Annotated in this window: 26 protein-coding genes; 12 read left to right on the top strand and 14 right to left on the bottom strand. The window is 73.2% G+C overall.

The features are described 5' to 3' along the window. Window positions 1–4: 4 nt before the first annotated feature. Genes K7I03_RS27295 through argC form a run of 4 tightly spaced genes read right to left on the bottom strand, consistent with a single transcriptional unit; the run spans window position 5 to window position 4,393 of the window. On the bottom strand, window positions 5–1,264 hold the full coding sequence (locus K7I03_RS27295) for an acetylornithine transaminase (RefSeq protein WP_185945848.1): 1,260 nt from the start codon (window positions 1,262–1,264) through the stop codon (window positions 5–7). Next, entirely contained in the window at window positions 1,261–2,220 is a 960-nt protein-coding gene (argB, locus tag K7I03_RS27290) for an acetylglutamate kinase (protein WP_185945847.1), read from the bottom strand. The genes K7I03_RS27295 and argB overlap by 4 nt, the downstream gene beginning before the upstream one ends. Beyond that, a complete protein-coding gene (gene argJ, locus K7I03_RS27285) occupies window positions 2,217–3,368 on the bottom strand; it encodes a bifunctional glutamate N-acetyltransferase/amino-acid acetyltransferase ArgJ (protein ID WP_224347239.1) in 1,152 nt (383 codons plus the stop codon). Before argJ ends, argB begins: the two co-directional genes overlap by 4 nt. After that, a complete protein-coding gene (gene argC / locus K7I03_RS27280; protein WP_224347238.1) occupies window positions 3,365–4,393 on the bottom strand; it encodes an N-acetyl-gamma-glutamyl-phosphate reductase in 1,029 nt (342 codons plus the stop codon). Before argC ends, argJ begins: the two co-directional genes overlap by 4 nt. 93 nt (window positions 4,394–4,486) lie before the next feature. Between argC and K7I03_RS27275 the strand changes: the two genes are divergently transcribed. Further along, window positions 4,487–4,840: a hypothetical protein gene (locus K7I03_RS27275; RefSeq protein WP_185945657.1), complete on the top strand. Its 354-nt coding sequence runs from the start codon at window positions 4,487–4,489 to the stop codon at window positions 4,838–4,840. Between the two features lie 31 nt (window positions 4,841–4,871). Here the strand turns inward: K7I03_RS27275 and K7I03_RS27270 are convergent, their stop codons facing one another. Beyond that, entirely contained in the window at window positions 4,872–5,012 is a 141-nt protein-coding gene (locus K7I03_RS27270) for a hypothetical protein (RefSeq protein ID WP_185945658.1), read from the bottom strand. Between K7I03_RS27270 and K7I03_RS27265 the strand changes: the two genes are divergently transcribed. Beyond that, a complete protein-coding gene (locus tag K7I03_RS27265; RefSeq protein ID WP_185945659.1) occupies window positions 5,011–5,532 on the top strand; it encodes a GNAT family N-acetyltransferase in 522 nt (173 codons plus the stop codon). The two genes, K7I03_RS27270 and K7I03_RS27265, sit on opposite strands and share 2 nt — an antisense overlap. A gap of 53 nt (window positions 5,533–5,585) precedes the next feature. Here the strand turns inward: K7I03_RS27265 and K7I03_RS27260 are convergent, their stop codons facing one another. Next, complete coding sequence (locus K7I03_RS27260) at window positions 5,586–6,494, bottom strand: DUF2268 domain-containing protein (protein ID WP_185945660.1); 909 nt, start codon at window positions 6,492–6,494, stop codon at window positions 5,586–5,588. Between the two features lie 269 nt (window positions 6,495–6,763). Here K7I03_RS27260 and K7I03_RS27255 point away from each other — a divergent pair, with 269 nt between their 5' ends. The 4 genes from K7I03_RS27255 to K7I03_RS27240 all read left to right on the top strand — a co-directional run bounded on the left by K7I03_RS27255 (window position 6,764) and on the right by K7I03_RS27240 (window position 9,566). Beyond that, the gene (locus K7I03_RS27255; protein ID WP_224347237.1) at window positions 6,764–7,573 is read left to right on the top strand and encodes a S1 family peptidase; all 810 of its coding nucleotides are present in this window, start codon (window positions 6,764–6,766) and stop codon (window positions 7,571–7,573) included. Between the two features lie 181 nt (window positions 7,574–7,754). Then, window positions 7,755–8,279 carry a hypothetical protein gene (locus tag K7I03_RS27250; RefSeq protein ID WP_185945661.1) on the top strand — a complete coding sequence of 175 codons (525 nt, stop codon included), beginning with the start codon at window positions 7,755–7,757 and terminating at the stop codon, window positions 8,277–8,279. Between the two features lie 152 nt (window positions 8,280–8,431). Then, complete coding sequence (locus K7I03_RS27245; protein ID WP_185945662.1) at window positions 8,432–9,052, top strand: LysE family translocator; 621 nt, start codon at window positions 8,432–8,434, stop codon at window positions 9,050–9,052. A gap of 298 nt (window positions 9,053–9,350) precedes the next feature. Further along, window positions 9,351–9,566 carry a hypothetical protein gene (locus K7I03_RS27240; protein WP_185945663.1) on the top strand — a complete coding sequence of 72 codons (216 nt, stop codon included), beginning with the start codon at window positions 9,351–9,353 and terminating at the stop codon, window positions 9,564–9,566. Window positions 9,567–9,676: 110 nt separating this feature from the next. Here the strand turns inward: K7I03_RS27240 and K7I03_RS27235 are convergent, their stop codons facing one another. Then, window positions 9,677–10,156, bottom strand: coding sequence for a MarR family winged helix-turn-helix transcriptional regulator (locus tag K7I03_RS27235; RefSeq protein WP_185945664.1), 480 nt, complete (start codon window positions 10,154–10,156; stop codon window positions 9,677–9,679). Further along, window positions 10,153–10,485: a helix-turn-helix transcriptional regulator gene (locus K7I03_RS27230; protein WP_185945665.1), complete on the bottom strand. Its 333-nt coding sequence runs from the start codon at window positions 10,483–10,485 to the stop codon at window positions 10,153–10,155. The genes K7I03_RS27235 and K7I03_RS27230 overlap by 4 nt, the downstream gene beginning before the upstream one ends. 304 nt (window positions 10,486–10,789) lie before the next feature. Between K7I03_RS27230 and K7I03_RS27225 the strand changes: the two genes are divergently transcribed. Further along, a complete protein-coding gene (locus K7I03_RS27225) occupies window positions 10,790–11,350 on the top strand; it encodes a quercetin 2,3-dioxygenase (protein WP_185945666.1) in 561 nt (186 codons plus the stop codon). Window positions 11,351–11,579: 229 nt separating this feature from the next. On the opposite strand, the gene K7I03_RS27220 is transcribed toward K7I03_RS27225, so the two are convergent. Beyond that, window positions 11,580–12,143 carry a MarR family winged helix-turn-helix transcriptional regulator gene (locus tag K7I03_RS27220; RefSeq protein ID WP_224347236.1) on the bottom strand — a complete coding sequence of 188 codons (564 nt, stop codon included), beginning with the start codon at window positions 12,141–12,143 and terminating at the stop codon, window positions 11,580–11,582. A 47-nt stretch (window positions 12,144–12,190) separates the two neighbouring features. Between K7I03_RS27220 and K7I03_RS27215 the strand changes: the two genes are divergently transcribed. Beyond that, window positions 12,191–13,468, top strand: a complete 1,278-nt coding sequence (locus tag K7I03_RS27215) for a multidrug effflux MFS transporter (protein ID WP_185945667.1) — start codon at window positions 12,191–12,193, stop codon at window positions 13,466–13,468. A 429-nt stretch (window positions 13,469–13,897) separates the two neighbouring features. Then, entirely contained in the window at window positions 13,898–15,382 is a 1,485-nt protein-coding gene (locus K7I03_RS27210; protein ID WP_185945668.1) for an MFS transporter, read from the top strand. 287 nt (window positions 15,383–15,669) lie between these two features. Here the strand turns inward: K7I03_RS27210 and K7I03_RS27205 are convergent, their stop codons facing one another. Then, window positions 15,670–16,773 carry a DNA alkylation repair protein gene (locus K7I03_RS27205; protein ID WP_185945669.1) on the bottom strand — a complete coding sequence of 368 codons (1,104 nt, stop codon included), beginning with the start codon at window positions 16,771–16,773 and terminating at the stop codon, window positions 15,670–15,672. 411 nt (window positions 16,774–17,184) lie between these two features. Between K7I03_RS27205 and K7I03_RS27200 the strand changes: the two genes are divergently transcribed. Together K7I03_RS27200 and K7I03_RS33930 are read left to right on the top strand one after the other, a co-directional pair. Then, window positions 17,185–17,790, top strand: a complete 606-nt coding sequence (locus K7I03_RS27200; RefSeq protein ID WP_185945670.1) for a DUF2867 domain-containing protein — start codon at window positions 17,185–17,187, stop codon at window positions 17,788–17,790. A gap of 229 nt (window positions 17,791–18,019) precedes the next feature. Further along, complete coding sequence (locus tag K7I03_RS33930; RefSeq protein WP_185945671.1) at window positions 18,020–19,654, top strand: glycosyltransferase family 39 protein; 1,635 nt, start codon at window positions 18,020–18,022, stop codon at window positions 19,652–19,654. A gap of 45 nt (window positions 19,655–19,699) precedes the next feature. Here the strand turns inward: K7I03_RS33930 and K7I03_RS27190 are convergent, their stop codons facing one another. Then, window positions 19,700–20,260: a TetR/AcrR family transcriptional regulator gene (locus K7I03_RS27190; protein WP_185945672.1), complete on the bottom strand. Its 561-nt coding sequence runs from the start codon at window positions 20,258–20,260 to the stop codon at window positions 19,700–19,702. Window positions 20,261–20,530: 270 nt separating this feature from the next. On the opposite strand from K7I03_RS27190, the gene K7I03_RS27185 reads away from it, so the two are divergent. After that, entirely contained in the window at window positions 20,531–21,757 is a 1,227-nt protein-coding gene (locus K7I03_RS27185; RefSeq protein WP_224347235.1) for a beta-ketoacyl-[acyl-carrier-protein] synthase family protein, read from the top strand. A 209-nt stretch (window positions 21,758–21,966) separates the two neighbouring features. Here K7I03_RS27185 and K7I03_RS27180 read toward each other — a convergent pair whose 3' ends face one another. The 3 genes from K7I03_RS27180 to K7I03_RS27170 all read right to left on the bottom strand — a co-directional run bounded on the left by K7I03_RS27180 (window position 21,967) and on the right by K7I03_RS27170 (window position 25,620). Then, the gene (locus K7I03_RS27180) at window positions 21,967–23,631 is read right to left on the bottom strand and encodes an ABC-F family ATP-binding cassette domain-containing protein (protein ID WP_185945674.1); all 1,665 of its coding nucleotides are present in this window, start codon (window positions 23,629–23,631) and stop codon (window positions 21,967–21,969) included. Window positions 23,632–24,062: 431 nt separating this feature from the next. Beyond that, complete coding sequence (locus K7I03_RS27175; protein ID WP_185945675.1) at window positions 24,063–24,926, bottom strand: ATP-grasp domain-containing protein; 864 nt, start codon at window positions 24,924–24,926, stop codon at window positions 24,063–24,065. A 1-nt stretch (window position 24,927) separates the two neighbouring features. After that, a complete protein-coding gene (locus K7I03_RS27170) occupies window positions 24,928–25,620 on the bottom strand; it encodes a response regulator transcription factor (RefSeq protein WP_185945676.1) in 693 nt (230 codons plus the stop codon). Between the last annotated feature and the right edge of the window lie 174 nt (window positions 25,621–25,794).

Genomic DNA, 25,794 nt, shown 5'->3' with positions numbered 1-25,794 from the left:
CTCGTCAGTCTCCGGATCGTGGTTCTCCTGAGCCCCCCGTCAGGGCTGCGGCGGCCGCCCCTGCCTCGGCGGCGACAGCGGCGGTGGCGGCGACGGCGTCGAGGACCCCGGGGAGCACCCGGAGGAACGTCTCCACCTCATCTTCCGTGATGATCAGCGGAGGAGCCAGCCGCACCACGTCGGGCGCGACCGCGTTCACCAGGAGACCGGCTTCCTGAGCCGCCCGCTGCACGTCCGGTGCGAGGGGCTTGGAAAGGACAATACCCAGCAGCAGGCCCGCGCCACGGACGTGGTCGACGAGAGGGTGGCCGAGCGCGGCGATCCCGTCACGGAGCAGGGTCCCGGTGCGGCCGGCGCGCGCGGGGAGGTCCTCGGCGGCGAGGGTGTCGAGGACGGCGAGGGCGGCGGCGCAGGCGACGGGGTTGCCGCCGAACGTCGAACCGTGCTGACCGGGGGTCAGCAGGCCCGCCGCGTCGCCGAAGGCGAGGGTGGCGCCGATGGGGAGGCCGCCGCCGAGGCCCTTGGCGAGGGTGACGACGTCGGGTTCGACGCCCTGGGCGAGGTGCTCGAACCAGTGGCCGGTGCGGCCGATACCTGTCTGGATCTCGTCCAGCACCAGCAGTGCTCCCGCCGCCTGGGTGATCTCGCGGGCGGCGGCGAGGTAGCCGGGCGGCGGGACGACGACGCCGTTCTCGCCCTGCACCGGCTCCAGGAACACGGCGGCGGTCTGTTCCGTGACGGCGGCGCGCAGGGCTTCGGTGTCGCCGTACGGGACGTGGGTGACGTCGCCGGGGAGCGGGAGGAAGGGTTCCTGTTTGGCCGGCTGGCCGGTGAGCGCGAGGGCGCCCATCGTCCGGCCGTGGAACCCGCCCCGCGCGGCGACGATGCGCGGCCGCCCGGTCCGCCGGGCGATCTTGAACGCGGCCTCGACCGCCTCGGCGCCGGAATTGCAGAAGTAGACGCGTCCGTCGCGGCCGGCCAGCTCCAGCAGCCGTTCCGCCAACGCCACGGGGGGCTCGGCCACGTAGAGGTTGGAGACGTGGCCCAGGGTGGCGATCTGGTCGGAGACCGCGCGGACGACGGCCGGGTGGGCGTGGCCGAGCGCGTTGACGGCGATGCCGCCGACGAGGTCGAGGTACGCCGTGCCGTCGGCGTCCCAGACCGTGCTGCCCTCGCCGCGCACGAGCGGGACGCGCGGGGTGCCGTAGTTGTCCATCAGGGCGTTCTGCCAGCGCCGGGTCAGGTCGGCGTTGGTGGCGGTCATGATGCGGTACCCCCGGGCTGTGTCGGGTGATCGGTGTTCTCCGGAACGTCCGGGACGACCATCGTGCCGATCCCCTCGTCCGTGAAGATCTCCAGCAGGATCGAGTGCTGCACCCGGCCGTCGATGACGCGGGCGTTGGCGACCCCGTTGCGGACGGCGTACAGACACCCCTCCATCTTGGGCACCATGCCGCTCGACAGTTCCGGGAGCAGCGCCTCCAGTTCGCTCGCGGTGAGGCGGCTGATGACGTCGTCGCTGTGCGGCCAGTCCGCGTAGAGGCCCTCGACGTCGGTGAGGACCATCAGCGTCTCGGCGCCGAGGGCGGCGGCGAGCGCGGCGGCGGCGGTGTCGGCGTTGACGTTGTAGACGTGCCCGTCCTCGGCGCTGCGGGCGATCGAGGAGACGACCGGGATGCGGCCGTTGTCGAGCAGGGCCTGGACGGCGCCGGTGTCGATGGCGGTGATCTCGCCGACGCGGCCGAGGTCCACGCGTTCGCCGTCGATGCGGGCGTAGTGCCGGGTGGCGGTCATGGTGTGGGCGTCCTCGCCGGTGAGGCCGACGGCGAGGGGGCCGTGCCGGTTGAGCAGGCCGACGAGTTCGCGCTGGACCTGCCCGGCGAGGACCATCCGGACGACGTCCATCGCCTCGGGCGTGGTCACCCGCAGGCCCGCCTTGAACTCGGACGCGATCCCGAACCGGTCGAGCTGCGCGCTGATCTGCGGCCCGCCACCGTGCACGACGACAGGGCGGAGCCCGGCGTGCCGGAGGAAGACGACGTCCTGGGCGAAGGCGGCCTTCAACTCGTCGTCCACCATGGCGTTTCCGCCGAACTTGATGACGACCGTCTTGCCGTGGTGCCGCGTCAGCCAGGGCAGCGCCTCGACGAGGGTGCGGGCCTTCGGGAGGGCGGTGTGTTTGCGGGTGCTGCCGCTTCCGCTGGTGATCGTGGTGCTCATGAGGAGTAGGCGCTGTTCTCGTGGACGTAGTCGGCGGTGAGGTCGTTGGCCCAGATGACGGCGGATTCGCCGCCTTCGGCCAGGTCGGCGGTGATGCGGACCTCGCGGTAACGCATGTCGACGAGGTCGCGGTCATCACCGACGGAGCCGTTGCGGCAGACCCACACGTCGTTGATCGCCACGTTGAGCCGGTCGGGATCGAAGGCGGCGGAGGTGGTACCGATCGCGGACAGCACCCGGCCCCAGTTGGGATCCTCACCGTGCAGCGCGCACTTGAGCAGGTTGTTGCGGGCGATGGACCGGCCCACCTCCACCGCGTCCTCCTCGCTGGCCGCGTTGATCACCTCGATGCGGATGTCCTTGCTCGCCCCTTCCGCGTCCCCGATCAGCTGCCGCGCCAGGTCGTCGCACACCTCGCGCACGGCATCGGTGAAGACGGCGGCATCCGGGACGATCCCGGAGGCGGCGGAGGACAGGAGCAGCACGGTGTCGTTGGTGGACATGCACCCGTCGGAGTCGACCCGGTCGAAGGTCGTGCGGACGGCGGCACGCAGCGCGTCGTCCAGGCCGGGCGCGTCCACGTCCGCGTCGGTGGTCAGGACCACGAGCATCGTGGCCAGCCCCGGGGCGAGCATCCCCGCGCCCTTGGCCATGCCCCCGACCACCCAGCCGTCCCGCTCCACGACCGCCGTCTTGTGCACGGTGTCCGTCGTCTTGATCGCGATGGCGGCCTTCTCGCCGCCGTGCGCCGACAGGCTCGCCGCGGCCTTCTCCACGCCCGGCAGCAGCTTATCCATCGGCAGCCGGACGCCGATGAGCCCGGTGGAGGCCACCGCGACCTCGCCGGCGCCGCAGCCGAGCGCCTCCGCCGCCTTCTCCGCCGTCGCGTGGGTGTCCTGGAAGCCCTCCGGGCCGGTGCAGGCGTTGGCGCCACCGGAGTTGAGGACGACCGCCGCCGCCTCCCCCGACTTCAGCACCTGCTGCGACCACAGCACCGGAGCCGCCTTGACCCGGTTGGAGGTGAACACCCCCGCCGCCGCCCGCGACGGCCCCTGATTCACCACCAGCGCCACATCCGGCGCACCACTGTCCTTCAGCCCGGCCGCCACACCGGCCGCCGTGAAGCCCTTCGCCGCCGTCACACTCACGGAGCCACCCCTGTCGTGGAAAGTCCCAGCTCCTCGGCCAGCCCGAGGGCGATGTTCATGCTCTGCACCGCACCACCGGCAGTGCCCTTCGTCAGGTTGTCGATCGCGCTCACCGCGATCACGCGGCCCGCCGCGTCGTCCAGGACGACCTGGACCTGCGCCACGTTGGACCCGGTCACCGCGCCGGTGGACGGCCAGCGCCCCTCGGGCAGGAGGCGGACGAACGGCTCGTCGCCGTACGCCTTCTCGTACGCCGCGCGGACGGTCTGGGCGGTGGTGCCGGGGTGCGCCTTGGCGCTGCACGTGGCGAGGATGCCGCGGGGCATGGGCGCGAGGGTCGGGGTGAAGGAGACGCTCACCGGCCCCCCGGCGACGGCGGCCAGGTTCTGCGCGATCTCCGGCGTATGCCGGTGCCCGCCCCCGACCCCGTACGGACTCATCGACCCCATCACCTCACTGCCCAGCAGATGCGGCCTCGCCGCCTTCCCCGCACCCGACGTCCCCGACGCCGCCACGACCACCGCCTCCAACTCCACCAGCGCCGCCGCGAACACCGGCCACAACGCCAACGACACCGCCGTCGGATAACACCCCGGCACCGCCACCCGCTTCGTTCCCCGCAACGCCTCCCGCGCCCCCGGCAGCTCCGGCAGCCCGTACGGCCACGTCCCCGCATGCGGCGACCCGTAGAACCGCACCCACTCCCCCGCGTCCCGCAGCCGGAAATCCGCACCGCAGTCGATCACGAGGACGTCGGGTCCGAGCTGCTCGGCGATCGCGGCGGACTGTCCGTGCGGCAGGGCGAGGAAGACGACGTCATGCCCGGCGAGGGCGTCGGCGGAGGTCTCCTGGAGGACCCGCTCGGCCAGCGCCGGCAGATGGGGCTGCACCTCGCCGAGCGTCCGCCCGGCACTGCTGTTGCCGGTCAGCGCCCCGATCTCGACACGGGGGTGCCCGAGCAGCAGACGCAGCACTTCGCCGCCCGCGTATCCGCTCGCTCCGGCCACTGCCGCTCGTATTGCCATCGGGGTGCCTCCTCGTCGATGGCATGACTATACGAAGGAGAGAAGATTTATTCAATGGGGGGCGGTCGCGTGCGGCCGCCTACGCTGCCCGTCATGCACACCACGCTGACCGAGCACGCCCGCTGCCTCTACGGGGACGAACACCGGCCCACGCCGGAGTGCGCCGCGCGGCACGCGGAGCACTACTTCGTCGAGGAGCTGACCTTCGCCGGCGCGGACGAGATCCTCGCCATGCTGCGCGAGCTGAGCCCGTACCTGGTCGACGGCTACCTGCCGGTGTGGATACGGAACCTGGCGTACCGGCTGGTGCTGCTGCAACGGCCGGACGATCCGGTGCTGCTGCGGGAGGCGGCGGAGAGCCTGTGGCTGCACGGCCCGGACTGGGACGGCATCGCCACGGAGCTGAAGGAGCGGGCCGCCGCGCTGGAGGAGGCGGGCGGGGCTTGAGCGGGCCGCTCCGGGGGCGGCGCGGGGGCCGTCAGCCCGTGGTCCGTTCGGCCCGCCGCAGGCGGTCGGCCTGGGCACGGGCCAGGGTGAGCAGGACCTGGGCGCTGTCCTTGTTCCTGTCCGCGTCCTGGTATGTCAGCTGGGCGATGACCCCTGCGAAGATCGCCGCCATGAACGAGACGCGCTTCCGACGTGCCACCGACAGCGACGCCGACCTCACGGCCCTCGTCCGCCTGCGGGACGAGGCCGCCCGCTGGATGCTCGCCCGGGGCGTCGACGGGCAGTGGCGGCCCGGCGAGCTGGGAACGGACCACTTCCGGCGGGCCGTCGAATGCGGCGAAGCCTGGTTCGCGGAGGCCGGCGGGCGGGTGGTCGGCGCCTGGGAGCTGTGGTGGGAGGACGAGGACGCGTGGGGGCCGCGGGCGCCCGTGGCCGGGTACGTCCACCGGCTGATGGTGGACCGGGAGGCCGCCGCCCCCGGGACGGGCCGGCAGCTGCTGCGGGCGGCCGAGCGGCGCGTGGCCGCGGCCGGCCGGAACGTCGTCCGGCTGGACTGCCTGGCCGGCAACGCGCGCCTCACCGCGTACTACCTGGACGCCGGATACCGCGTCGTCGGGCACAAGGCCGGCAAGCCGCAACCGGGCGGAGCGCCCAAGTCGTTCACGCTGCTGGAGAAGGAGCTGCGGGGCTGAGCCCGGCCGTCGCCGTGCCCGGCCCGCGGTCAGGCGGACGGCCGCGCGGGAGGTCACGCCTCCGTCGCCACCCCCGCGTTGCGCAGGATCTCGCGGGCCGGCAGCGCCACGCTTTCGGCGGCGGTCAGGCCGGTGGCGGCCATGTGCGCCTCGACGATGCGCAGGCCGACGCCGTAGCCCGCGAAGTCCGGGAGCCCGACGGGCTCCTGGCCCACCAGGCGGGCGGTGGCGTCGCCGAGGACGTAGGCGAGCGCGTTGCCCATGCCGGCCACGTCGATGTCGGCGGTGATCCGCTCGTAGGCGCGGTCCAGGCGGTCGCCGGTCAGCGCCCTGGTCCAGGGGCCCAGCCCCTGCTCGCCGGCCAGCTCCCGGGCGAACGCCTCGGCGAGCCCTTCCGCGACGACGTGTTCGCCGACCGTCACGGCCACCGGATCCCAGGTCACGTTGGCGTAGCGCACGTTGTGGTGCAGCTCGTGGGCGGCGGCGTGGCCGATGTTCCGGAGGCTGGTCTCCGTGGGCCACATGACGAGCTGGATGGCGCCCGGGAAGCCGCCGAGGCCGAAGTAGCCGGAGCTGCGGACGGTGAGGTGCTCGTCGTCCGGGTTGCCGAGGACGATGACGACGTGGACGGTGTCGGCGTGCGCGACGCCGGGCACCGCCGCGTCGATCCGCTCCCACGCGGCGGTGAGCGACTCCGCGACCCGCTCCCACACCCTCGCGTCCCGCATCCGGTGCAGGGCGGCGGGGAGCCGGGGGTCGTCGCCGTCGTGGCCTTGATCTCCGCCGCCGAGTGGGAAACCGCTGCCCATGCGGTGGGTCTGGACGGGGTCGAAGTGCCCGGTGACGGACATCGGGCCTTCGAGAGGCGCGTAGATGTCCCGCAGGGCGTCGGGGCGCTCCGCCGGCGGGCGGCGGAGGAGGTCGAGGGTCGCGGAGGCGGTGTCGTGCACGATGATCTGCATGGGACGGGACCGTAGAAGTTGTCGTTGCGTCAAGGTCAAGCGCGGGGGATGCGACCGGCGGGGTGGCCGTGGGGCGGGGTCGGGGTCCCGCGGTGATGTCCACCGTTCCCGGCGGCCATTCCCGGTATGGACGTTTGCGCAGGTCAGAGCGGTAGGAAGCATTCCGGCATCCCGGATCGGGCGGTGGGTATGGCGGACGGGCGGGACGCGGCGGCAGGGTGATCGCCGTCACCACCTCACCACCGCACAGCCAGACCACGGGGGATCCCATGTCCGCAGACACGTCCATGCCCGCAAACACGTCTACGCCCGCGCGCCGTCGGCTCGCCGCCACCCTCCTGGGTGGTGCCGCCCTCGTCGCCGCCGCCGGCGTCGCGGCCCCGCCGGCCGCCGCCGTGCGCGGCGGGGCGCCGGCCACGGTCGGCGAGGCGCCGTTCGCCGTACTGATCAAGAACCCGGACGCCGCCGAGGGCCCGGACAGCACCTGGTGCGGCGGCACGCTGGTCGCACCGGACAAGGTCCTGACGGCCGCCCACTGCGTGTCCAACGCCCCTCGCCCCACCGCGCTGACCGTCGTCGGCGGCCGCACCGACCGCCTCTCGACGGCCGGGCAGGAGCGGCGCGTCACCCGCGCCACACTGGACCCGAAGTACACCCACGACCTCGTCCACGACGCGGCCGTGCTCACCCTGGACCGCCCGCTCCCCTACAAGCCCCTGCGCGTCGCGAAGGACAAGGACGCCGCGCTGTACGCGAACGGGCGCACCGCCACCGTCTACGGCTGGGGGCACACCAGCGGGGACACCCAGGGCCGGAAGCTGCGGAAGGCCACGCTGACCCTCTCCCCGCTCGCGGCCTGCGAGCCGTTCTCCGACACCACGGACACCACCCTCAAGGTCTGCGGCGCCTCGGCGAAGGGCCGGTCGGACAGCATCTGCTCGGGCGACTCGGGCGGGCCGCTGGTGGCGGACGGCGTGCTCATCGGGATCGTCTCGACGGGCAACAAGTACTGCGACGCGACGTACCCGGTGTCCGTCTTCACCAAAGTGAGCACGGTCGCTCCGGAACTGGGGCTGTGACCGGAGCCGCACCCGGCCCCGCGCGGCGACCACCGCGGAGGCAAGCCCTCCCCCAAGGCGACCGGAGGGCAGAAATCCGCGGTTATCGCACGCCGCAAGCCCGTTGGATACGCCCAGAGGATGATCCACTCGCGACCGCAGGGCGACGCGCGGCACCACCCCACGCGAGCAGCATGAACACATGCCGAAGACGAAGTCCCTTCCGAACGTCCCCCGTTGGGCCCGCCACGCCGCGACGGCCGTCGCCTGGACCAACGCCCCCTCCGGGCTGTGGCGCCTCGCCATCGCGGCGGGCATACCCGTCGGGCTGGCGCGGTCGGAGTACGAGCAGATGCACGCGCCCGGCTGGGGGTCGCTCTACCTCGTCGCGCTGAGCCTGGTCTCCGAGGCTCTCGCGCTGCTCGCGCTGGGGCTGGTGCGGGAGTGGGGCGAGGTCTGGCCGCGCTGGGTCCCAGTGCTGCGCGGCCGGCCCGTCCCGGTCGTCCTGGCCACCGCCCTGGCGGGGTTCGGCGCGCTGGGCACGACGGTCTACGGCGTACTGTTCGTGGTGACGGCGGCCAACGCGGACCTGGAGGCCACGGTCTGGGGCTGGTGGCTGCTCAACGTCGTCTACGCGCCGCTCCTCCTCTGGGGCCCGCTGCTGGCCGCGGTCACCGTGCACTACTACCGGCGCCGGACGGCCGGCCCGGCCCCCGTACCGGCGTGACGGCCGCTCCCGGCGGGGCTGTCGGAGGCACTGCGTAGGATCGCCGGGAAGCCGCCGTCCCACCGCACGGGGAACCGCGACACGACGGACCGACGGACGGGCGGACGGACAGGCGGGCGCACAGCCGACGAGACACGACGGGGGAACGGACGATGTGGACGCAGACGGCGACGGCCGCCGGGGTGCTGGCCCTGCTGACCGTGGTGCCGGGACCCGATATGGCCGTCGTCACCAAACGGGCCGTCGCCGCCGGCCGGGCGGAGGGCCTGCGCACCGCCGCCGGCATAACCGTCGGCCTGCTCGCCTGGGGCGTGTTCACGGTGGTGGGGCTGGCGGCGGTGCTCGCCGCGTCGGCGGAGGCGTACCTCGCCGTCAAGCTGCTCGGCGCCGGCTACCTGGCCTTCCTCGGCTTCCAGGCGCTCTGGCAGAGCCGGCGCGGAGCGCCCGCCCCCACGGCGGAGGCGGCACCGAGGAAGTCCCGGGGCGCGTTCGTCAGCGGCCTGATATCGAACCTGCTCAACCCGAAGATCGCCGTCTTCTACACCGGCGTCCTGCCCACCCTGGCCCCGGACGGCCTCTCCCCGACGGCCGGCATGAGCCTGCTGGTCCTGCTGCACGCGGTGCTGACCCTGTCCTGGCTGGGCACCTACGTGTATGTCGTCTCCCGCGCCCGGTCGGTCTTCGAACGGCCCCGGGTGCGGCGCGCGTTGGACCGCGTGACGGGCGTCGTCCTGCTCGGCTTCGGCCTCCGCATCGCGGCCGAGACCGGCTGACCGGGGCGGGGCGAGGCGGGGAGAAGGCGGCCTCATCCCCGACCGACGATCTCTCGGCGGAGAGCCTGGCCGATGCGCGCCTGGAGCCGGTGGGCTTCGGACTGCCGCGTGGGGTCCGTCCGTGGCCCGACGGGCGGTCGAGCTCCACTCCTGTCGTGGCGCCGTTGGGGTTGGGTGGACGGCTTTCGGGCGTGGATTCGGCCATCCTCGGCGAGAGGCAGGCGCGGGGCGGCTACCGGCCGATACGTTCACAACGCGTGTGCACTCGCGGGTGCGGCGCCCACCGAGAGGGTCCGCGTTGACCGAGCCGGCCATCACCGCCGAAGAACGGCTGTCCCGGCTGCGCGCGCGGATGCCGGGTGAGCGTGCCGATACCCGTGCCGGGCGTCGGATGCGCCTCAGCCGCGCGGGCAACACCCTCGTCGGCGCCGGACCGCACGCCGCGGCGCGGCAGGACGCCGGGCACGAACTCACGGACCTGGAGCGGGCGCTGCTTGAGATCAGGGCCGCTTGAGGTGACTGGGCGCGCGCAACGGGTGTCGCGTTGGAGTTGTCGGACGGCCGACGAAGCAGAAGGGCGCGGGCAACCCGGCGGCGGACCCGGTGTGAGGGGTCGGGGCCGTGTCAAGACTGGGCCGGGGTCCCGTCCCCTGCCTCAGGCATCGCCGCGCCGGCTCCGAGGGCGGCCGGGCCCCAAGGGCGTTCGAGGGTCTGGCGCAGGGTGGTGAGTGAGGGCGGGCCGAGGCGTCTGCCGAGTTCGTCCTCGAGCCGGGCGATCAGGGTGCGGGCGAGGTGGTGCACGCGCCGGCCTTCGGCGGTCATGACGATGATGCGGCGGCGGGCGGACGCGGGGTCGGGGGTTTGTTCGAGCAGGCCCATGCCGATGAGGGCGTGGACGGCCTGGTGGGCGCTTTGGCGTGCGACGTTCATCCAGCGGGCCAAGTCGGAGACGGTGGCGCCGTCGGGTGGCAGGTGAGAGAAGACGTTTTGCTGGCCGAGGGTGATGGGCCGCTCTCCGGCGTCCGCCATGGCGTCGGCGAGCGCGGTGTCGAACCAGTTCCTTGCGTCGGCGAGGAGCTGGGGGAGGTTGCGGTCGGAGCTCATGAGGAATCCTTGGGGGAGTCGCCGGCTGCGGGCTGAGAGCCGCCGAGGTGCCGGGTGGCGAGGGTGGTGCCGGCGGCCCAGGCCCGGAAGGCGGTGGGCTGGGTGCCGGTGCGGCGGCGGAAGAAAACGCTGAAGGCGGTGGCGCGGTGGAAGCCGACGCGTTCGCTGATGACGGCGGGGGACAGGTGCGTGTGGGCCGGGAGGCGTTCGGCCTCCAGCGGGACACGGTCGTCGTTGAAGCGTTTGGCTCCGCGGCCGGCGGCTGTCCGGGTCCGCGAACTGCCGACCGTCGCCACCGGGGCCCTGCGCTGTTCCGTCGACTTCAGCACCTTCGACCTCACTCCCGGCTGCCGGCTGTGGGTGCGTCCGGGGCGCACGCGAGAAGAAGCCGTATGCCTGAGCAGACTATGTGTCCCCGCTGCGCCCACCCCATGATCGCGCAGGTGTCCGCCCCTCCCGTCCCCGGGGCGTGAGGCGTCTCGCAGTGCGAGCAGTGCCTGTACTGCCGGCGCACCAGCGAACCGGTACGCCGCACGACGGGTGGCGCCTGTCCCGACACATCTCACGCAACCGGAGACTGCCCACCCCTTGTGTCAGGTAGCCTGACATCAAGCTCGTGAAGGAGACACAGCCATGACCGCCGAGTTCGCGACTCGCTACCGCACCCGCTCACACATTCCCGCTGAGCCGGGTGTCCCCTACTTCATCGAGAAGGGCATGGGCGACCGCGCCCACCTCTTCGGTGACCTGGTCACCATCTACGCGGGCGGTGAGCAGACGGAGAACACGTTCAACTTTTTCACCGTCGAGGGCCCCAAGGGCGACATCATCCCGGCCCACACCCACCCCGACACCCATGAGGTCTTCTACATCACCGACGGAGCCGTGCGGCTGTTCGTCGAGGACCTCAAGGGCAACCAGTACGAGAAGCTGCTGACGCCGGGCGACTTCGGCTTCGTCCCCAAGAACTGCCCGCACGCCTACCGCATCGAGCGTCACCACAGTCGCGTCGTCGGCGTCGCGGCCGGGCCGGGCGGGACGTTCGAGCGGTTCTTCGAGAACTTCGGCGCCCCCACCGACGACCTCACCCTGCCCCAGGCGCCCGTCGTGCCGGGCCGGGAGAAGTTCGCCACGGTGCCGCAGGAGTACGACGTGCGCTTCATGCCCGACCACCAGTGGCGCACCGGAAGGTGAAACGGGGCCACGGCCCCTTACCTTGCGTACAAGCCCTGCCCGCAAGGGATTTGGCAGTGGTGGTGCGGGGGGGGAGTCCCCCCGCACCAACGCCGGTCGCCGGGCAGGCCGGGGTCGCGATCGCGGCCGGACCACTCATGAAAGCCCTCGACCGGGCCCCGGGCATCGCCACACCGCCCCGCCACACCGGGCTGCGCGCCGACCTCGCCCCTCCCCGCTTCGGCGGTGCTCAGCCGGTCGGGGTCGGATGACCGCCCGTCCCGGTCGGCCTCTCAGCCCCGCCGTGCTCCGCTGCCGCCCTGGCGGCGGCAAGGCCGCGCTCCATGGCCTCGGCCAGACGCTCCAGCGCCTGGAGCACCTCCTCGCGGTGCTCGCCAAGCGCCTCCAACAGCCGCGCCTCGACCTCCAGTTGGCGGGGGAACAACGCGTCCATCGCGGCCTTGCCCGCTTCCGTGACGCTCACCAGAGTGGCGCGCCGGTCGGCGGGGTGGGACGTGCGCTCGACGAAGCCGCGCTTCTCCAGCTTCGCCAGCGCCTTGCTGACGCCCGCCCGGGACATCCCCCGGTGCTCGGCGATGCGGCGTGCGATGACCGGCTCGTCCAAGTGCCGCAGCGGCACCAGCAGGTCGACCTCGGGCGCGGTCAGTGGCGCCCCTTCGTACAGCGGCTCCACGACGCCGTCACGCAGCGCCATGATCCGCTTCAGGAGACCGACGACCTCCATGGGCGAGGTGTCGAGCCCCGAGCCGTGAGCGGCCCACCGGGCGCGGGCGGAGGATTCGGAAGGGAGCACAGGAACCACCTTTGTAAACCGGTGAACCACTAGTTATCGTTGTTCTCATGATATCGAGCTCCACCTCCACGACGGACAACCGGAAGCCGGTCGGCGCCGCCGGTCCGCCCGCCCCGTCCGCGCGCACCGGCGGGCTGCTGGTCGTGCTCGGCGCGCTGACGGCGGTCGCCCCGCTGGCCACCGACATGTACGTACCGGGCTTCCCGACGATGGGTTCCGCCCTGCACACCGGCAGTTCCGCGATTCAGCTGACCATGACGGCCTTCCTGGTGGGCCTCGTCGTCGGCCAGCTCCTCCTGGGCCCGCTCAGCGACAGCCTGGGACGACGCAGGCCGCTGCTGGCCGGCGCCACCGCGTTCGTCGTGTTCTCCCTGCTCTGCGCGGTCGCACCGAACGTGTACCTGCTGGTCGCCGCGCGCTTCCTGCAGGGCGTGGCAGGTGCGGTCGGCATGGTGCTCGCCCGGGCCGTGATCACCGACCGCTTCGCCGGGCCGGACATCCCCCGTTACTTCGCGGTGCTCTCCCAGATCCTCGGCGTGGCCCCGGTCGCCGCCCCCGTCCTCGGCGGAGCGATCCTGGCCGTCTCCACCTGGCGGGCTGTCTTCGGGGTGCTGGCCTTGATCGGTGTCCTGCTGCTGCTCGGAGTGCTCATCAAGGTCCCCGAGTCGCTGCCGCCGGAGCGCCGCCACAGCGGCGGGCTCTCCGGCACGTTCCGGGCCATGGGGCGCCTGATGGGCAACCGCCCCTTCATGGGCTACGTCCTCGTCCTGGGCACGGCCTCGGCGGCCCTGTTCGCCTACATCAGCGGATCCAGCTTCGTCTTCGAGCACGTCCACGGCGTCTCCGCCGGCACCTACTCGCTCATCTTCGCCCTCAACGCCGTCGGCATGCTGCTCGCCGGCACCGTCTTCGCCCGGCTCGCCCGGCGGGTCCGGCTGAACACGCTGCTCGCCGCCGGCGTCGCCACGGCGGCCGCCGGAGCGCTGGCCCAGGTGATCACCACACTCGCCATCGGCGAGTCCTTCGCCGGGACCTGGATCACCCTCTGCGTCGTCCTGTGCGGCATCGGCATGATCTTCCCGGCGGCCATGAGCCTCGGCCAGAACCTGGGCCGCGCCACCCCCGGGGCAGCCTCTGCCCTCCTCGGCGGCCTGCAATTCCTCTGCGGCGCCATCGCCTCCCCGCTCGTCGGCGTCTTCGGCGAGGACAGCTCCCTGCCGATGGCCGCCATCATGCTCGCCTCCCTCGCACTGGCCGTCCTGGCGCTGCTCCTCCTGGTCCGCCCCCGGCAGGCCCATGGCGAAGTGGCCGCACAAGCCCGCTGACGCGGCCGCAGACCCGACGGGAGTCCGGCCGCGCGGCCAAGGCGTGATACGCCGCTCACTCCGGGACGCCGGGCCCGGAGTGGGGTGACGCCCCGCGGCGAGGGGTGTGAGGTATCGCGTTGCCTGGAAGCCTGAGCGGCCTTTACCCTGTTTGAGTTCCGCTTGGTGCCCACTCCGGGGCCCGGCGCTGTGTTTCGAGGTGACGACTTATCTCCCAGGCCAAGTAGCCGTCCGCGGATCCCCCACGTTCTGATCATTCGAACGTGTCCGGGGGCGGACGTCGCGCTGGCCTGAGTTGCGTCACCCACCCCCGTATTTCCCTGTCATTTTCCGGGTGCAGCTCTGCCGTCTGCCCCGGGTTTCGTCTTTTCCGGCCCCGGTGCGGCTGACGGCATGGCTCCCCGACTCCGTGAATCAGGAGCCCCCACAGTGCCTTCCCCCGCGCTCGACAACGAGCCGCAGCACACCACCGAGCCTCCACGCCACCCCACACCCGGACTGTCGAGGATGGGCCTGGCCGCCTGGATCGCCCTCCTGGTGCTGCTGGGCGCGGAGCTGATGGACATGATCGACCAGTCGGTCGTCCTGACCGCCCTGCCCGCCATCCAGGAGTCGACCGGCGCCGGACCGGACGCGGTGCAGTGGCTGACCACCGGCTACTCCCTGCCCGTCGCCGTCGGGCTGATCACCGGCGGACGCCTCGGCGACCTCTACGGCCGGCGAAAGATCCTCCTCATCGGCACCGTCGTGTTCACCACGGCCTCGCTGCTGTGCGGCCTCGCTGCCGGGCCGGGCGTGCTGATCGGCGCCCGCGCCCTCCAGGGCGTGGGCGTGGCCATCATGATCCCGCAGATCCTGGCCACCCTCCACGTCACCTTCGACGGGCAGGACCGCGGCAAGGTGTTCGGCCTGTACGGGGCCGTCATGTCGCTCGCCAACGTCCTGGGCCCCGTGATGGGCGGCCTCCTCACCGAGGCCGACCTGTTCGGACTGTCCTGGCGGCCGATCTTCCTGGTCAACGTGCCCGTCGGCCTCGCCGTGCTCCTCCTGGGACGCCGGTTTATCCCCGAGTCGACCGTGAAGAAGGCCGCGCGGCCGGACCTGACCGGCATGCTGCTGTCCGCCCTGGCCATCGTCCTGATCGTCTTCCCGCTCACCGAGGGGCACCTCCATCACTGGCCGCTGTGGTGCTTCGCCCTGCTCGCCGCCGGCCTCCTCGCCCTCGGCGCCTTCCTGCGCCAGCAGCGGCGCAAGCAGAACAACGCACCCCTGGTAGCACTGCCCCTCTTCCGGGGCAGGCAGTTCTCCGGCGGCATGGCCGCGCAACTGATGCACGGCCTGCTGTGCGGGCTGTTCTTCATGACCTGGACCCTCTACCTCCAGCGCGGGCTGGGCATGAGCCCCTTCCACGCGGCCCTGGCGTTCGTGCTGCTCTCCGTGGGCGAGCTGGCCGGTGCGACCGTCACGGCGAAGAGCGGCGGGCGCTTCGCCCGCCGGTTGCCGCAGGCCGGTGTCCTCATCACGCTCGCCGCGATGGCTGCCTACGGGCTCCAGATCGACGCGGGCCAAGGGAGCCTGGCCCTGCCGGCGATGACCGCTCCGGTGGTACTGATCGGGTTCGGTCTCGGCATGGTCAGCGGCCCGCTCGCCGACATGTCGCTGGCCAGGGTGCCGCACGAGGACGCCGGGTCCGCTTCGGGCCTGTTCAACACCGTCATGCATCTGGGCATCGCCCTCGGTACCGCGCTGACCGCGCTGGTGTTCTTCGCCACCACCGGCGGCTCGCCCGACGCCGCACTCAACCGCGACGCGTTCGTCACCGTGCTGTGGTGGGTCGGCGGCCTCCTCACGCTGATGTGGGCCCTGATGTTCTTCCTGCCCAAGCCCAAGCGCACGAGCGACCGGGCCGGCTGAGCCGGTCCCGAGGCGGCGGCACCTCCCGGTGCCGCCGCCTCGCCCCGTACCCACGAGGGCGCGGAGGGGAACGGGTGTGCCGTGTTCGCCAGGTGTGGGCTGACTGAGGCATACCCGCAGGTCACGGCGGTGTGGTTGCAGGGGCGCGACAGCGGTCCCGGCAGGTGGAGTCGCACGGCTGCCGACCGGGGCGGCAAGGACGGCGGCCCTCTTGGGGCCGTCGAGACCGGGGCGCGGGTGATCGCGTGAAACCCGTCCTGGGGCGCTGGGTGTTCAGTTCAACAGCCTCAGGCTGGGTCTTGCGGTGTGTCGGCGGCGGTGATGTGGACCTTGGTCGCACCGAGGATGCGTCCGTTGGCCTGGACCTCGATGCGGTGCGGGCCGGGGTGGATCGTGCGCACCGACAGGCTCGCGAACCGGTGCCGGCGTGAGAAGTGGACCGCTTCGCCCGCGGGGAGGTCCCGGACGGTCAGCTTGAACACCTTGCCCGCCTTGGGGCCGCGGACGCCTTGGTAGTGGACCAGGTAATCGATCGCCGCTTTCGCCGCCTCGGTGGCGTGCAGCGTGAAGGTGACGGTGGTCGCCTCCCCGATGGAGATGGTGGACGGTGAGCAGGCGAGGTCCGTGATGCCGATCGGGGCCTGGTGATCGAACCCGAGAACCGCGAGGGCTTCCGGGTGTCCTCGTTTGACGAGCGTCCGCAGACCGTGGCGCACGACGAAATCGCCCTGCGTACTGTTGCGGGCCCATCGCCGTGCGGTGTCGAGGGCGAGGTCGGGGTGGTCCTTGCTGATGTCGTTGAGGTGGTTCGCCACGGAACGGCGCACGTAGAGGGACTCGTCATCGAAGAGAGCCTCCAGGAGCGCCAGCGCGGGAGCGGGATCGGTGACGAACCGCGAGAGTTGCCGCGCCCAGGGCAGGCGCGGGCGCGTGCCCTCCGAGACGAGCCGCCGAACATGTTCGTCCGGGTCGGTGGTCCATGCCCTGAGCTGGTCCATCGTCACCTCGTAGTGGGCGTCGACGAACGGGCGGATCGCGAACTCGGCGGTGTGGCGGGGAGTGAGTGCGGCCAGCAGCGGCAGCGCGACATCGGGCCGGTCCAGCAGCGCCGAGGCGACGTAGGCGTTGACGGGCATGGAAGCCCACCCCGAGAGGCCCCCGCCGTCGAGGGCACCACGGATCACCTGGTCGGCCTCTTCGGGGGACGCCGGCATCGTCGCCGCGAGGGCACGGGCGATCTGGTCGATACGGGCCTTCAACTCCAGTTCACCGATACCGGTGCCCGCGAGCCGCTCGAACGCCGTCCGGTCGAACGAGGCCGACGCACCCGCGAAGTCACCCGCGAGACGCCCGATGAGCTCCGGCGACAGTTCATCCTTGAAATCCGCCATCTCAACGCCCGCCAACGGTCACGTCGAGACCCCCGGCCGCCCGCCCTGCACGGCCCTTGGCCGACGGAGGAACGGGCTCGGTGCTCTCCCTCTGTTCGTTCGGGAGTGGCGGGAATTCCGGCCTGGACGTCATGCCTTGAGTCTGCCACGGACCACTGACACACGGCCCGGGCCTCAACACTCTGAGCTGCGACGACACCCCGCCTCGAGCAGCTTCGGGGCATGGACGGCCCTGCATCGGACCTGGAAGACGAGGTCGTCGCCGTCGAGCCGCAGCAGGCGGTGGTGCGGCGCCCGAACCGGGCGAGCGGACGTTGTGTCTCCCCTCACCCCGACCCCTGTCTATACGGCTCCGTATATCCCGGCTAATCTGCTCGCTATACGGCACCGTATGGACCGAGGGGGCCACCCATGCGTCTTCCGAACACCGCCCACACCGCACACCCCTGGCGGATCCACGAGATCGCCGGCGACTTCCGGATCGACGACGTCTGGGCCCTGCCGACGCCCGGCGGACCCGACGACCTCGACCGCCTGGTCCGCCAACTCACGGAGGACGCGCGGCCGTACGAGTCCTCGCCCGTCGCCCGGGCCCTCTTCGCGGTGCGGTGGAAGCTCGGGGCGCTGCTGGGCTGGGACCGCTCCGGCGCCGGGACGGGCACCCGGGTGCCGACCCTGCTCGGCCGGCTGCCCGCCGGCCTCCGCGACGGCCCGAGGGGACCGGAAGCGCCCGGCGGCCCGTTCCGCTCCCTCTACCTGACCCACGACGAGTGGGCCTCCGAAATCGCCAACCGGACCGTGCACGCCGTGCGGCACATCGGCTGGGTGCCGGACGGCAAGGGAGGCTACCGCGGCCAACTGGCCGTCCTCGTGAAGCCGAACGGCCTGCTCGGCAGGGCCTACATGGCGGCGATCAAGCCGTTCCGGTACCTCGGCGTCTACCCGGCGATGCTCCGGGGCATCGGCCGCGCGTGGCGGGCGGAGACGGCCCGCGCGGGGTGCGCTCACGCGGACTGACGGGGAGGCGACGGGCACGGACGGCCGGTACGGGGGTCCGGCCGACCCACGGTCCCGCCCCCTCCCCCGCTCCCACCGAGCTTTGGCCACCAGGTCCGTATTGCGGATAATGGGCCGAACGTGGGGGGCGCACTCCGTTCGGTGTCGCGCGCGACGCCGCGCGCCGCCGCCCGGCCCGGCACCGTCCGGTGCGGGGGTGCCGGCGACGAAAGGCGACGAAAGCAGCACCGTGACGACGACCTCGCCCCAACCCGCCCTGCCCCGCGCCATCCCGTCCGACGCGCCCGACGCGTCCTGCACGCCCGACGCGTCCTGCACGTCCGCCGGCCGCTCCCGCTGGGCGCGCGTGGCCGGCTGGGCGACACCCGTCGTCGCGTTCGTCCTCGGCGTGTGGGGGAACACGCGGCCCTCCGCCTGGACCGACGAGATCGTCACCATCGACGTGGCGCGGCGGTCCTGGCCGGAACTGATCGACCTCCTCGGGCGGGTCGACGCGGTACACGGCCTGCACTACATCCTGATGTACCTGGTAGGGCAGGCGAACGGCAGCCTCAACGAGTTCACGGCGCGGGTGCCCTCCGCGCTGGCGGTGGCCGTGGCGGTGGCCGGTCTCGTGTGGCTGGGGCGGCTGCTGGGCGGTCCGCGGCTCGGGCTGGGCGCGGGACTGCTGCTCGCCGTCCTGCCGACCGCGTCGCGGTACGCGCAGGAGGCCCGCTCGTTCGCCTTCGTCATGGCGGTGGCGGTCCTGGCCACGGGCGCCCTGGTGAAAGCGCTGGCCGGACGGGACGGACCGGCCGGACGCCCCCGGAAGCGGTGGCTCGCCGGTTACGCCGTACTGGTCGCCCTGCTGGGCTGGTTCAACGTGCTGGGGCTGCTGCTGGTGCCCGCCCACGCGGTCACCGTGCTCCTCCTGCGCCCCGGCCGTCCCGCCGTCGTACGCCTGCTCGCGGCCCAGGCCGCGGGCGTCGCCGCCGTCGTCCCGCTGCTGGTCCTCGGCTCGGCACAGAGCTCCGCCGTGGGCGAGGCCGCGCCGGTCACGGCCGGGACCCCGGTCAACTACTTCACCTGGCTCCTCACCCCCGGCCAGGACACCCTGCCGACCGTGCTGCGGCTCCTGCTGACCCTCACCGCCCTCGCCGCGCTGGCCGTCCTCGTGGCGCGCCGGCGCACGGCCCCGTCGTCGGCCCTCGCCGTCGGCGTGCCCTGGCTGGCCGTCCCCCCGCTGCTGTTGATGGCCGTCTCCCTCGGCCACCCCCTCTTCGCCTACCGTTACCTGCTGTTCTGCCTGCCGGCCCTGGCCCTGTTGCTCGCGACGGCCGTCACCGTCGTCCCCCCGCGCCGGCGGCTGGTGCTGCCGCTCCTGGCGGCCGTGCCCCTCGCCGCGTCCCACGTCGCCATCCGCCAGGAGGACAGCCGCCAGTGGGACACCCGCGCCGTGATCAGGACCCTGCGCATCCACGACGCGCCCGGTGACGCCGTCCTCTTCAGCGGCGCCCGGTGCGGCCTGATCGCCACCGCGTTCAAAGAGGCGTTCACGAACCGCCCGGACCTGGGCCGGGCACGGACCGCCGCCGGGCTCGGCGCCCTGGACAACCTGCCCGCCGACCCGGCCCTGCTCCGCGACCGCCTGGACCGGACGTCCCGCGTCTGGCACGTCACCTGCACCCACCTCTCGCCGGGCGCCCGTGAGGCCGCCGCCCGTACCACCGAGGCCCAGGAACGGGTCCTCACCCACGCCGGCTTCTCCCCCGCCTTCCACCACAGCGCCCGCGGGGTGGACATCACCCTCGAACAGCGGGCCGGCGCGGGACCGTCGGTCCGGGCCGCCGGGGAGCGGCGGGATCCGGCGCGGGACGACGGCTGAGTCCCGCCCGGACCAGGGCCGGATCAGGGCCGGATCAGGGCCGGATCAGGACCGGATCAGCCTCGCGAAGCGGTCCACCGCGCGGTCGGCGCGGTCGCGGTCGCCGGTGACGGCGAGGTCGAGCAGGAGACCTCGGACGAACGCCATGACCACGGTGGGCGTGACCGTGTCGTCAGCGCCCTCGGTGACGTCGCGGAAAGTGGCGCCCAGGGTGCCGAACCAGTCGGTGACCACGGTGGCGAGGTCCGGATAGTTCTCCGGATGGGCCACCGCGTCGGCATGGACCTCGAAGAACAGCCGGACGAAAGGCACCCGTTCGGGAGCGCTGATCCAGGCCCAGAGCGCGCGCAGCCGCTCCTCCGGGGTGCCCGTCTCCGGCACCAGCTCCCCGGCGACGCGCGCCGCACCGCGACGGCGGGCCTCGGCGAGGATCGCGGAGACGAGCCGCTGCTTGCTGCCGAAGTCGTAGAGCAGCATGCGAGGGCTGGTGTCCAGGGCCGCCGCCAGCGGGCGCAGGCTCAGACCGGCCAGGCCGTGCTCCAGGACGTGGTCGGCCGCCCGGGCGAGGACGCGGTCCCGCCGGGCGGGGTCCGTGGGTCGTGCCACGCGGTATCACCGTGTTCCTTGGTCGTCGGGTGCGCACCAGTTTATGGTACGACTGTTTCACTAACCGGCGGGGGTGGAGGCCCTACGGAGATCCTTGTAGGGATCCCACAGGGGAACGACATCGGAATGCTTTGATCACGGCATCCACGGCAGTCCACCTCCCTTGACAGGGTGGGCGTATGAGCCGAATCCCGCACCGCTTCCGCGATGCGGGATCTTGCTTGCCTGTTCTCCTACCACAAAACTCGCGACTACAGAGGGGGTCAGCCAGTGAGCGCTGGTAATACCGACGCCGTACTGGTCACCGGACTGGGAGCCACGACGCCGCTGGGCGGGGACGCCGCGTCCACCTGGGCGGCGATGCTGGCCGGGGAGTCGGGGATCGGGCCGATCGAGGAGGAGTGGGCGGCCGCGCTGCCCGTCCGGATAGCGGGCCGGCTGAAGGTGGAGCCCACCGAGGTGCTGGACCGGGTGAAGGCCCGCCGGATGGACCGCTGCGAGCAGATCGCCTTGATCGCCGCCCGTGAGGCCTGGGCCGACGCGGGCCGGCCCGAGGTCGACCCCGAGCGGCTCGCCGTCGTCATCGGTACGGGAACGGGAGGCGCCCTGACCCTGCTGGGCCAGGACGACATCCTGGAGACCTCCGGTGTCCGGAAGGTCTCCCCGCACACCGTTCCCATGCTGATGGCCAACGGCCCCGCCGCCTGGGTCAGCATCGAACTGGGCGCCCGGGGCGGCGCCCACACCCCCGTCAGCGCCTGCGCCTCGGGGGCCGAGGCCATCGCCCAGGGCCTGGACCTGATCCGGCTGGGCCGCGCCGACGTGGTCGTGGCGGGCGGCACCGAGGCGTGCGTCTGCGCCCTGCCGATGGCCGGGTTCGCCCAGGCCAAGGCGCACTCGACGCGCAACGACGAGCCCGGGCGGGCGTCCCGGCCGTTCGACGTCGACCGCGACGGCTTCGTCATCGGCGAGGGGGCCGCCGTGGTCGTCCTGGAGCGCGCCGGCTTCGCGACGGCGCGGGCGGCCCGCGCCCACGCGGCGCTGGCCGGGGCCGCCGTCACCTCCGACGCGCACCACATCACCGCCGCCCACCAGGACGGACAGGTACGCGCCATGCGCCGGGCCCTCACCGACGCCGGGCTGTCCCCGCGCGACATCGCCCTCGTCCACGCCCACGCGACGTCCACCCAGCTCGGCGACCTCACCGAGGCCCGCTCGGTCACCGAGGCCCTCGGCACCCACCCCGCCGTGACGGCCACCAAGTCCATGACCGGTCACCTCTTCGGCGCGGCGGGCGCGCTCGGCGCGATCGCCACGATCCTCGCCCTCCGCGACGGCGTCGTCCCGCCCACCCGGAACCTTGAGGTCCAGGACCCGGAGATCCCCCTCGACGTCGTCGCCGACAAGCCGCGCCACGGCGCCCTGACGGCGGGCCTGGCGAACGCGTTCGGCTTCGGCGGGCACAACGCGTCGCTGGTCTTCACGCCGGCGCCGTGAGGCACACAGCCGGCTCGGGCCGGCCCGACTCCCGGCGGGGAGGCGGGCGTTCGCCTTCCGGGCCGTGCCGGGCCGGGCCCGGGCCGGTGCGGCCCGGCCCCCCCACCGGGACGTGGACTTCGCGCCGCGCTTGATGCGCCGGGCGCCCGCCCCCGCGCGGCGAGCGCGGTCCGTCACCGGTGGCGTGGACGTCCGGCCGGCGCCCCCGCTCAGGCGTCGGCCGTTTCCGCCCGCACCTCCTCGCCCGTCGTGTCCCGCAGGCCGCCGTCGAGCCGGAGCCAGCGGGTGACGCCGATGGACTCCAGGAAGCGGAGGTCGTGGGAGGCCACGATCAGCGCGCCCTCGTAGGACTCCAGGGCCGTCGTCAGCTGCCGGACGCTCGCCATGTCGAGGTTGTTCGTCGGTTCGTCGAGGAGGAGGAGCTGCGGGGCCGGCTCGGCGAGCATGAGGGCCGCCAGGGCGGCGCGGAAGCGTTCGCCGCCGGAGAGGGTGGCGGTCCGCTGCGCGGCCCGGGCGCCCCGGAACAGGAAGCGGGCCAGGCGGGCCCGGATCTCGTTCGGGGTCGCCTCGGGGGCGAACCGCGCCACGTTCTCGACGACGGTCAGCCCGTCGTCGAGGACGTCGAGCCGCTGGGGCAGGAACCGCAGCGGGACGTGGGCGGTCGCCTCGCCGGAGACGGCGTCGAGCTCGCCGGCGATCGTCCGCAGGAGCGTCGTCTTGCCGGAGCCGTTGCGGCCGACGAGCGCGATCCGCTCGGGCCCGCGCAGCTCCAACTCGCCGTCCACGCGCGCCCCATGGGGCAGCCGGAGTTCGCGCAGCGTCAGCACCGAGCGGCCCGGCGGTACGGCCGTATGCGGGAGGTCGACGCGGATCTCGTCGTCGTCGCGCACGGCCTCCGCCGCCTTGTCGAGCCGTTCCCGCGCCTCGGCGACCCGCTCCTCGTGCAGGATGCGGTGCTTGCCGGCGGAGACCTCGGCCTGCCGCTTGCGCGCCCCCATGACGATCTTCGGCTCGCGTTTGCTGTCCCACATCTTCTGGCCGTACCGCTTGCGGCGTGCCAGCACCACGTGTGCGTCGGCCAGTTCGCGCCGCTGCTTGCGCAGGTCGGACTCGGCCGCCCGGACCATGCGCTCGGCGGCCTCCTGTTCGGCGGCCACCGCCTCCTCGTACGCGGAGTAGCCGCCTCCGTACCAGGCGACCCCGCCCGCGCGGAGATCGGCGATCCGGTCGACGCGTTCGAGGAGTTCGCGGTCGTGGCTGACGACGATCAGGACGCCGGACCACGCCTCGACGGCCGCGTAGAGGCGGCGGCGCGCGTAGAGGTCGAGGTTGTTGGTGGGTTCGTCGAGGAGGAGGACGTCCGGCCGGCGCAGCAGCAGCGCGGCCAGGCGTAGCAGGACCGACTCGCCGCCCGACAGCTCGCCGGTGGTGCGGTCCAGGCCGACGTGGCCCAGCCCGAGGCCGGCGAGCGTCGCCGTGGCGCGCTCCTCGACGTCCCAGTCGTCGCCGACCGCGGCGAAGTGCTCCTCGCGGGCGTCGCCCGCCTCGATGGCGTGCAGGGCGGCGCGGGTGGCGGCGATACCGAGGACGTCCTCGACGCGGAGCGCGGTGTCCAGCGTGACGTTCTGCGGAAGGTGGCCGACCTCGCCGGTCACCCGGACGCTGCCGCCGGACGGCCGGATCTCCCCGGCGATCATCTTCAACAGGGTCGACTTTCCCGATCCGTTGACGCCGATGAGGCCGGTCCGGCCGGGCCCGAAGGAGACGTCGAGACCGTCGAAGACTGTGGTGCCGTCCGGCCATTCATGGGCGAGGGCCGAGCAGGCGACGGAGACGGACGACGAAGAAGAAGAGGAAGAAGAGGGATGTGACATACGGGCCTCGCAAGGTCGTGTGAGGTGGGCACGTGGGCGGCAGCGCACGAGAACACCGCGGGGCGACCTTGCGAAGCGGGAGAACCACGAAAGCACGACGAGGATCCCCGCACCGGCGGGAGGACGGCTGAAGCGTCGAGGTCGCACACGGAACGCGGGCAGCGGACGCGGGAACGGCGTGGCTGCGCGGCGCGCGGTGTCTCAGGACCTCAGACGAGCAACGTCCTTCTCCGATCGACGGCAACAGGGGCGGGATACACGGTAGGAAGCGCGGCGGAGGCGCGTCAACGCATTTTTCCCGCGGCCGCGTACCGCCGGAGACGTACGCCCCCGATCCCCCGCCCCGCCCCCGCCAGAGGCTCAGCCGCCGGTGGCCCGCGTCCGCTTCGCCGTCGAGGTCGTCACGGCGGCGGCGACCAGGGGTACACCGACTACCCCGCCCTGCCCGCCTGAACGGCTCCCCCATGCCCGTCGTCCCGGCTCCCGCCCCCACGCCCGTCGTCCCGGCAGAACCGGCGGTCCCGCCCGGACAGCCGCTCGCGGGGGCCCGCCGCGCGGAGGACGACGTCCAGGGCCCGGTCCGGGTCGGCCGCGTAACAGTTGCTGAACCAGGCCATGTTGGCCTCTACCACCGCCCACTCCGCGTCCGGCGCCCGCTCGGTGCGCAGCAGCCCGACGTCGACGACGACCGCGCTGGGCAGTGTGTCGCCGCAGGCGTCCAGGAGGCGGCGGGCGAAGGAGAGGACGGCGGCGCGGTGCCGGTGCCCGTCGAGCGGGGCGGACTCCAGGCGCCCGTGGACGGCGTACTGGCTGCCGGTGCGCACCTCGCCGTCCAGGACGAACAGCCGGAACTCGACGGCCCACTCCACCACGTCGGCGATCTGCACCGGCGTCCCGTCCGGCAGGTCCGCCGCGGCCGGCAGCCCGCCGCCGTCGGCGTGGACGGCGGCCCGGAAGCTCTTGTCGGACGGCGGTTTCACGAAGGCGGGCCGGTCCAGCCGGCGGGCGGCGCCCAGGGTGGTGAGGACCGTGTTCCGGCGGCGGAAGGCGAACGGCAGCCGGGGCAGCCAGTCGTCGGCCGGTTCCAGGAGGGCCACCCCGAGGCCGGCGCCGAACCGGGCGGCGTAGTGGGGGCCGCCGTAGTAGTGGCCGCCGGGGCCCGTGCCGTCGCCCGTCGGCCGGGCGGGCAGCGTCACGACGTCCATGCCCCGGCTCCGGGCGGCGCGCGCCAGCAGCTCGCGGGTCGACGTGTACTGCGGGGCGAGGCAGAGGGGCCCGTCGGTGCCTGACGGCATGTCAGAGCTCCCCGGCGTCGTTCGCCAGGAGCGCGATCTGCACCCGGTTGTTCAGGCCGAGCTTGGTGAGGATGCGGGAGACGTGCGTCTTGACCGTGGGGACGCTCAGGTAGAGGTGCGCGGCGATCTCCGCGTTGGACTGCCCGCGGCCGACCGCGACGGCCACCTCCCGCTCGCGCTCGCCGAGCAGCGCGAGCCGCCGCCGGGCCAGGGCCGCCCGGTCGCCGGGCCCGGTGCCGTCCGCCACCTGGGCGATGAGCTGCCGGACGACGGCCGGGGAGAGCACCGGCTCCCCCGCGGCCACCTTCCGTACGGCCTCCACGATCTGCGGCGGCGGGGTGTGCTTGAGGACGAAACCGGCGGCGCCGGCCCGCAGGGCGCGCAGGACGTGGTCGTCGGTGTTGAACGTGGTCAGGATGACGACCTCGGGCGGACGCGGGCGGCGGCGCAGCGCCTCGGTGGCCGCGAGCCCGTCGACCGTCGGCATCCGGATGTCCATCAGGACGACGTCCGGGGCGTGCGCGTCGACCAGCGGCTCCACCTCGGCGCCGTCCGCCGCCTCCGCCACGATCTCCAGGCCGGAGTCGCCGCCCAGCATCAGCCGCAGCCCCGACCGGACCAGCGGGTCGTCGTCGACCAGGAGGACGCGGACGGTCGCGGACTCGGTCGCGGAGTCAGACGCGGGCTCGGTCACCGGGGTTCCTCGGGCTTCTCGGGCTCCCTCGGGGGGTGGAGGGCGGCTGCGGGTGGGCGGGTGTCGGCTCGCTCACCTTATCCGCCGGCCGGGGCCGGCGCCGGGGGAGAACCGGGCCGCGGCGAGAGCCCTGGGCCGGGCCGCCGGCCCCCTCGGTCCGAGGCCCCTGCGGTC

The organism is Streptomyces mobaraensis, from assembly GCF_020099395.1.
Lineage (GTDB): Bacteria > Actinomycetota > Actinomycetes > Streptomycetales > Streptomycetaceae > Streptomyces.
This window is presented reverse-complemented; position numbering and strand designations above follow the sequence as displayed.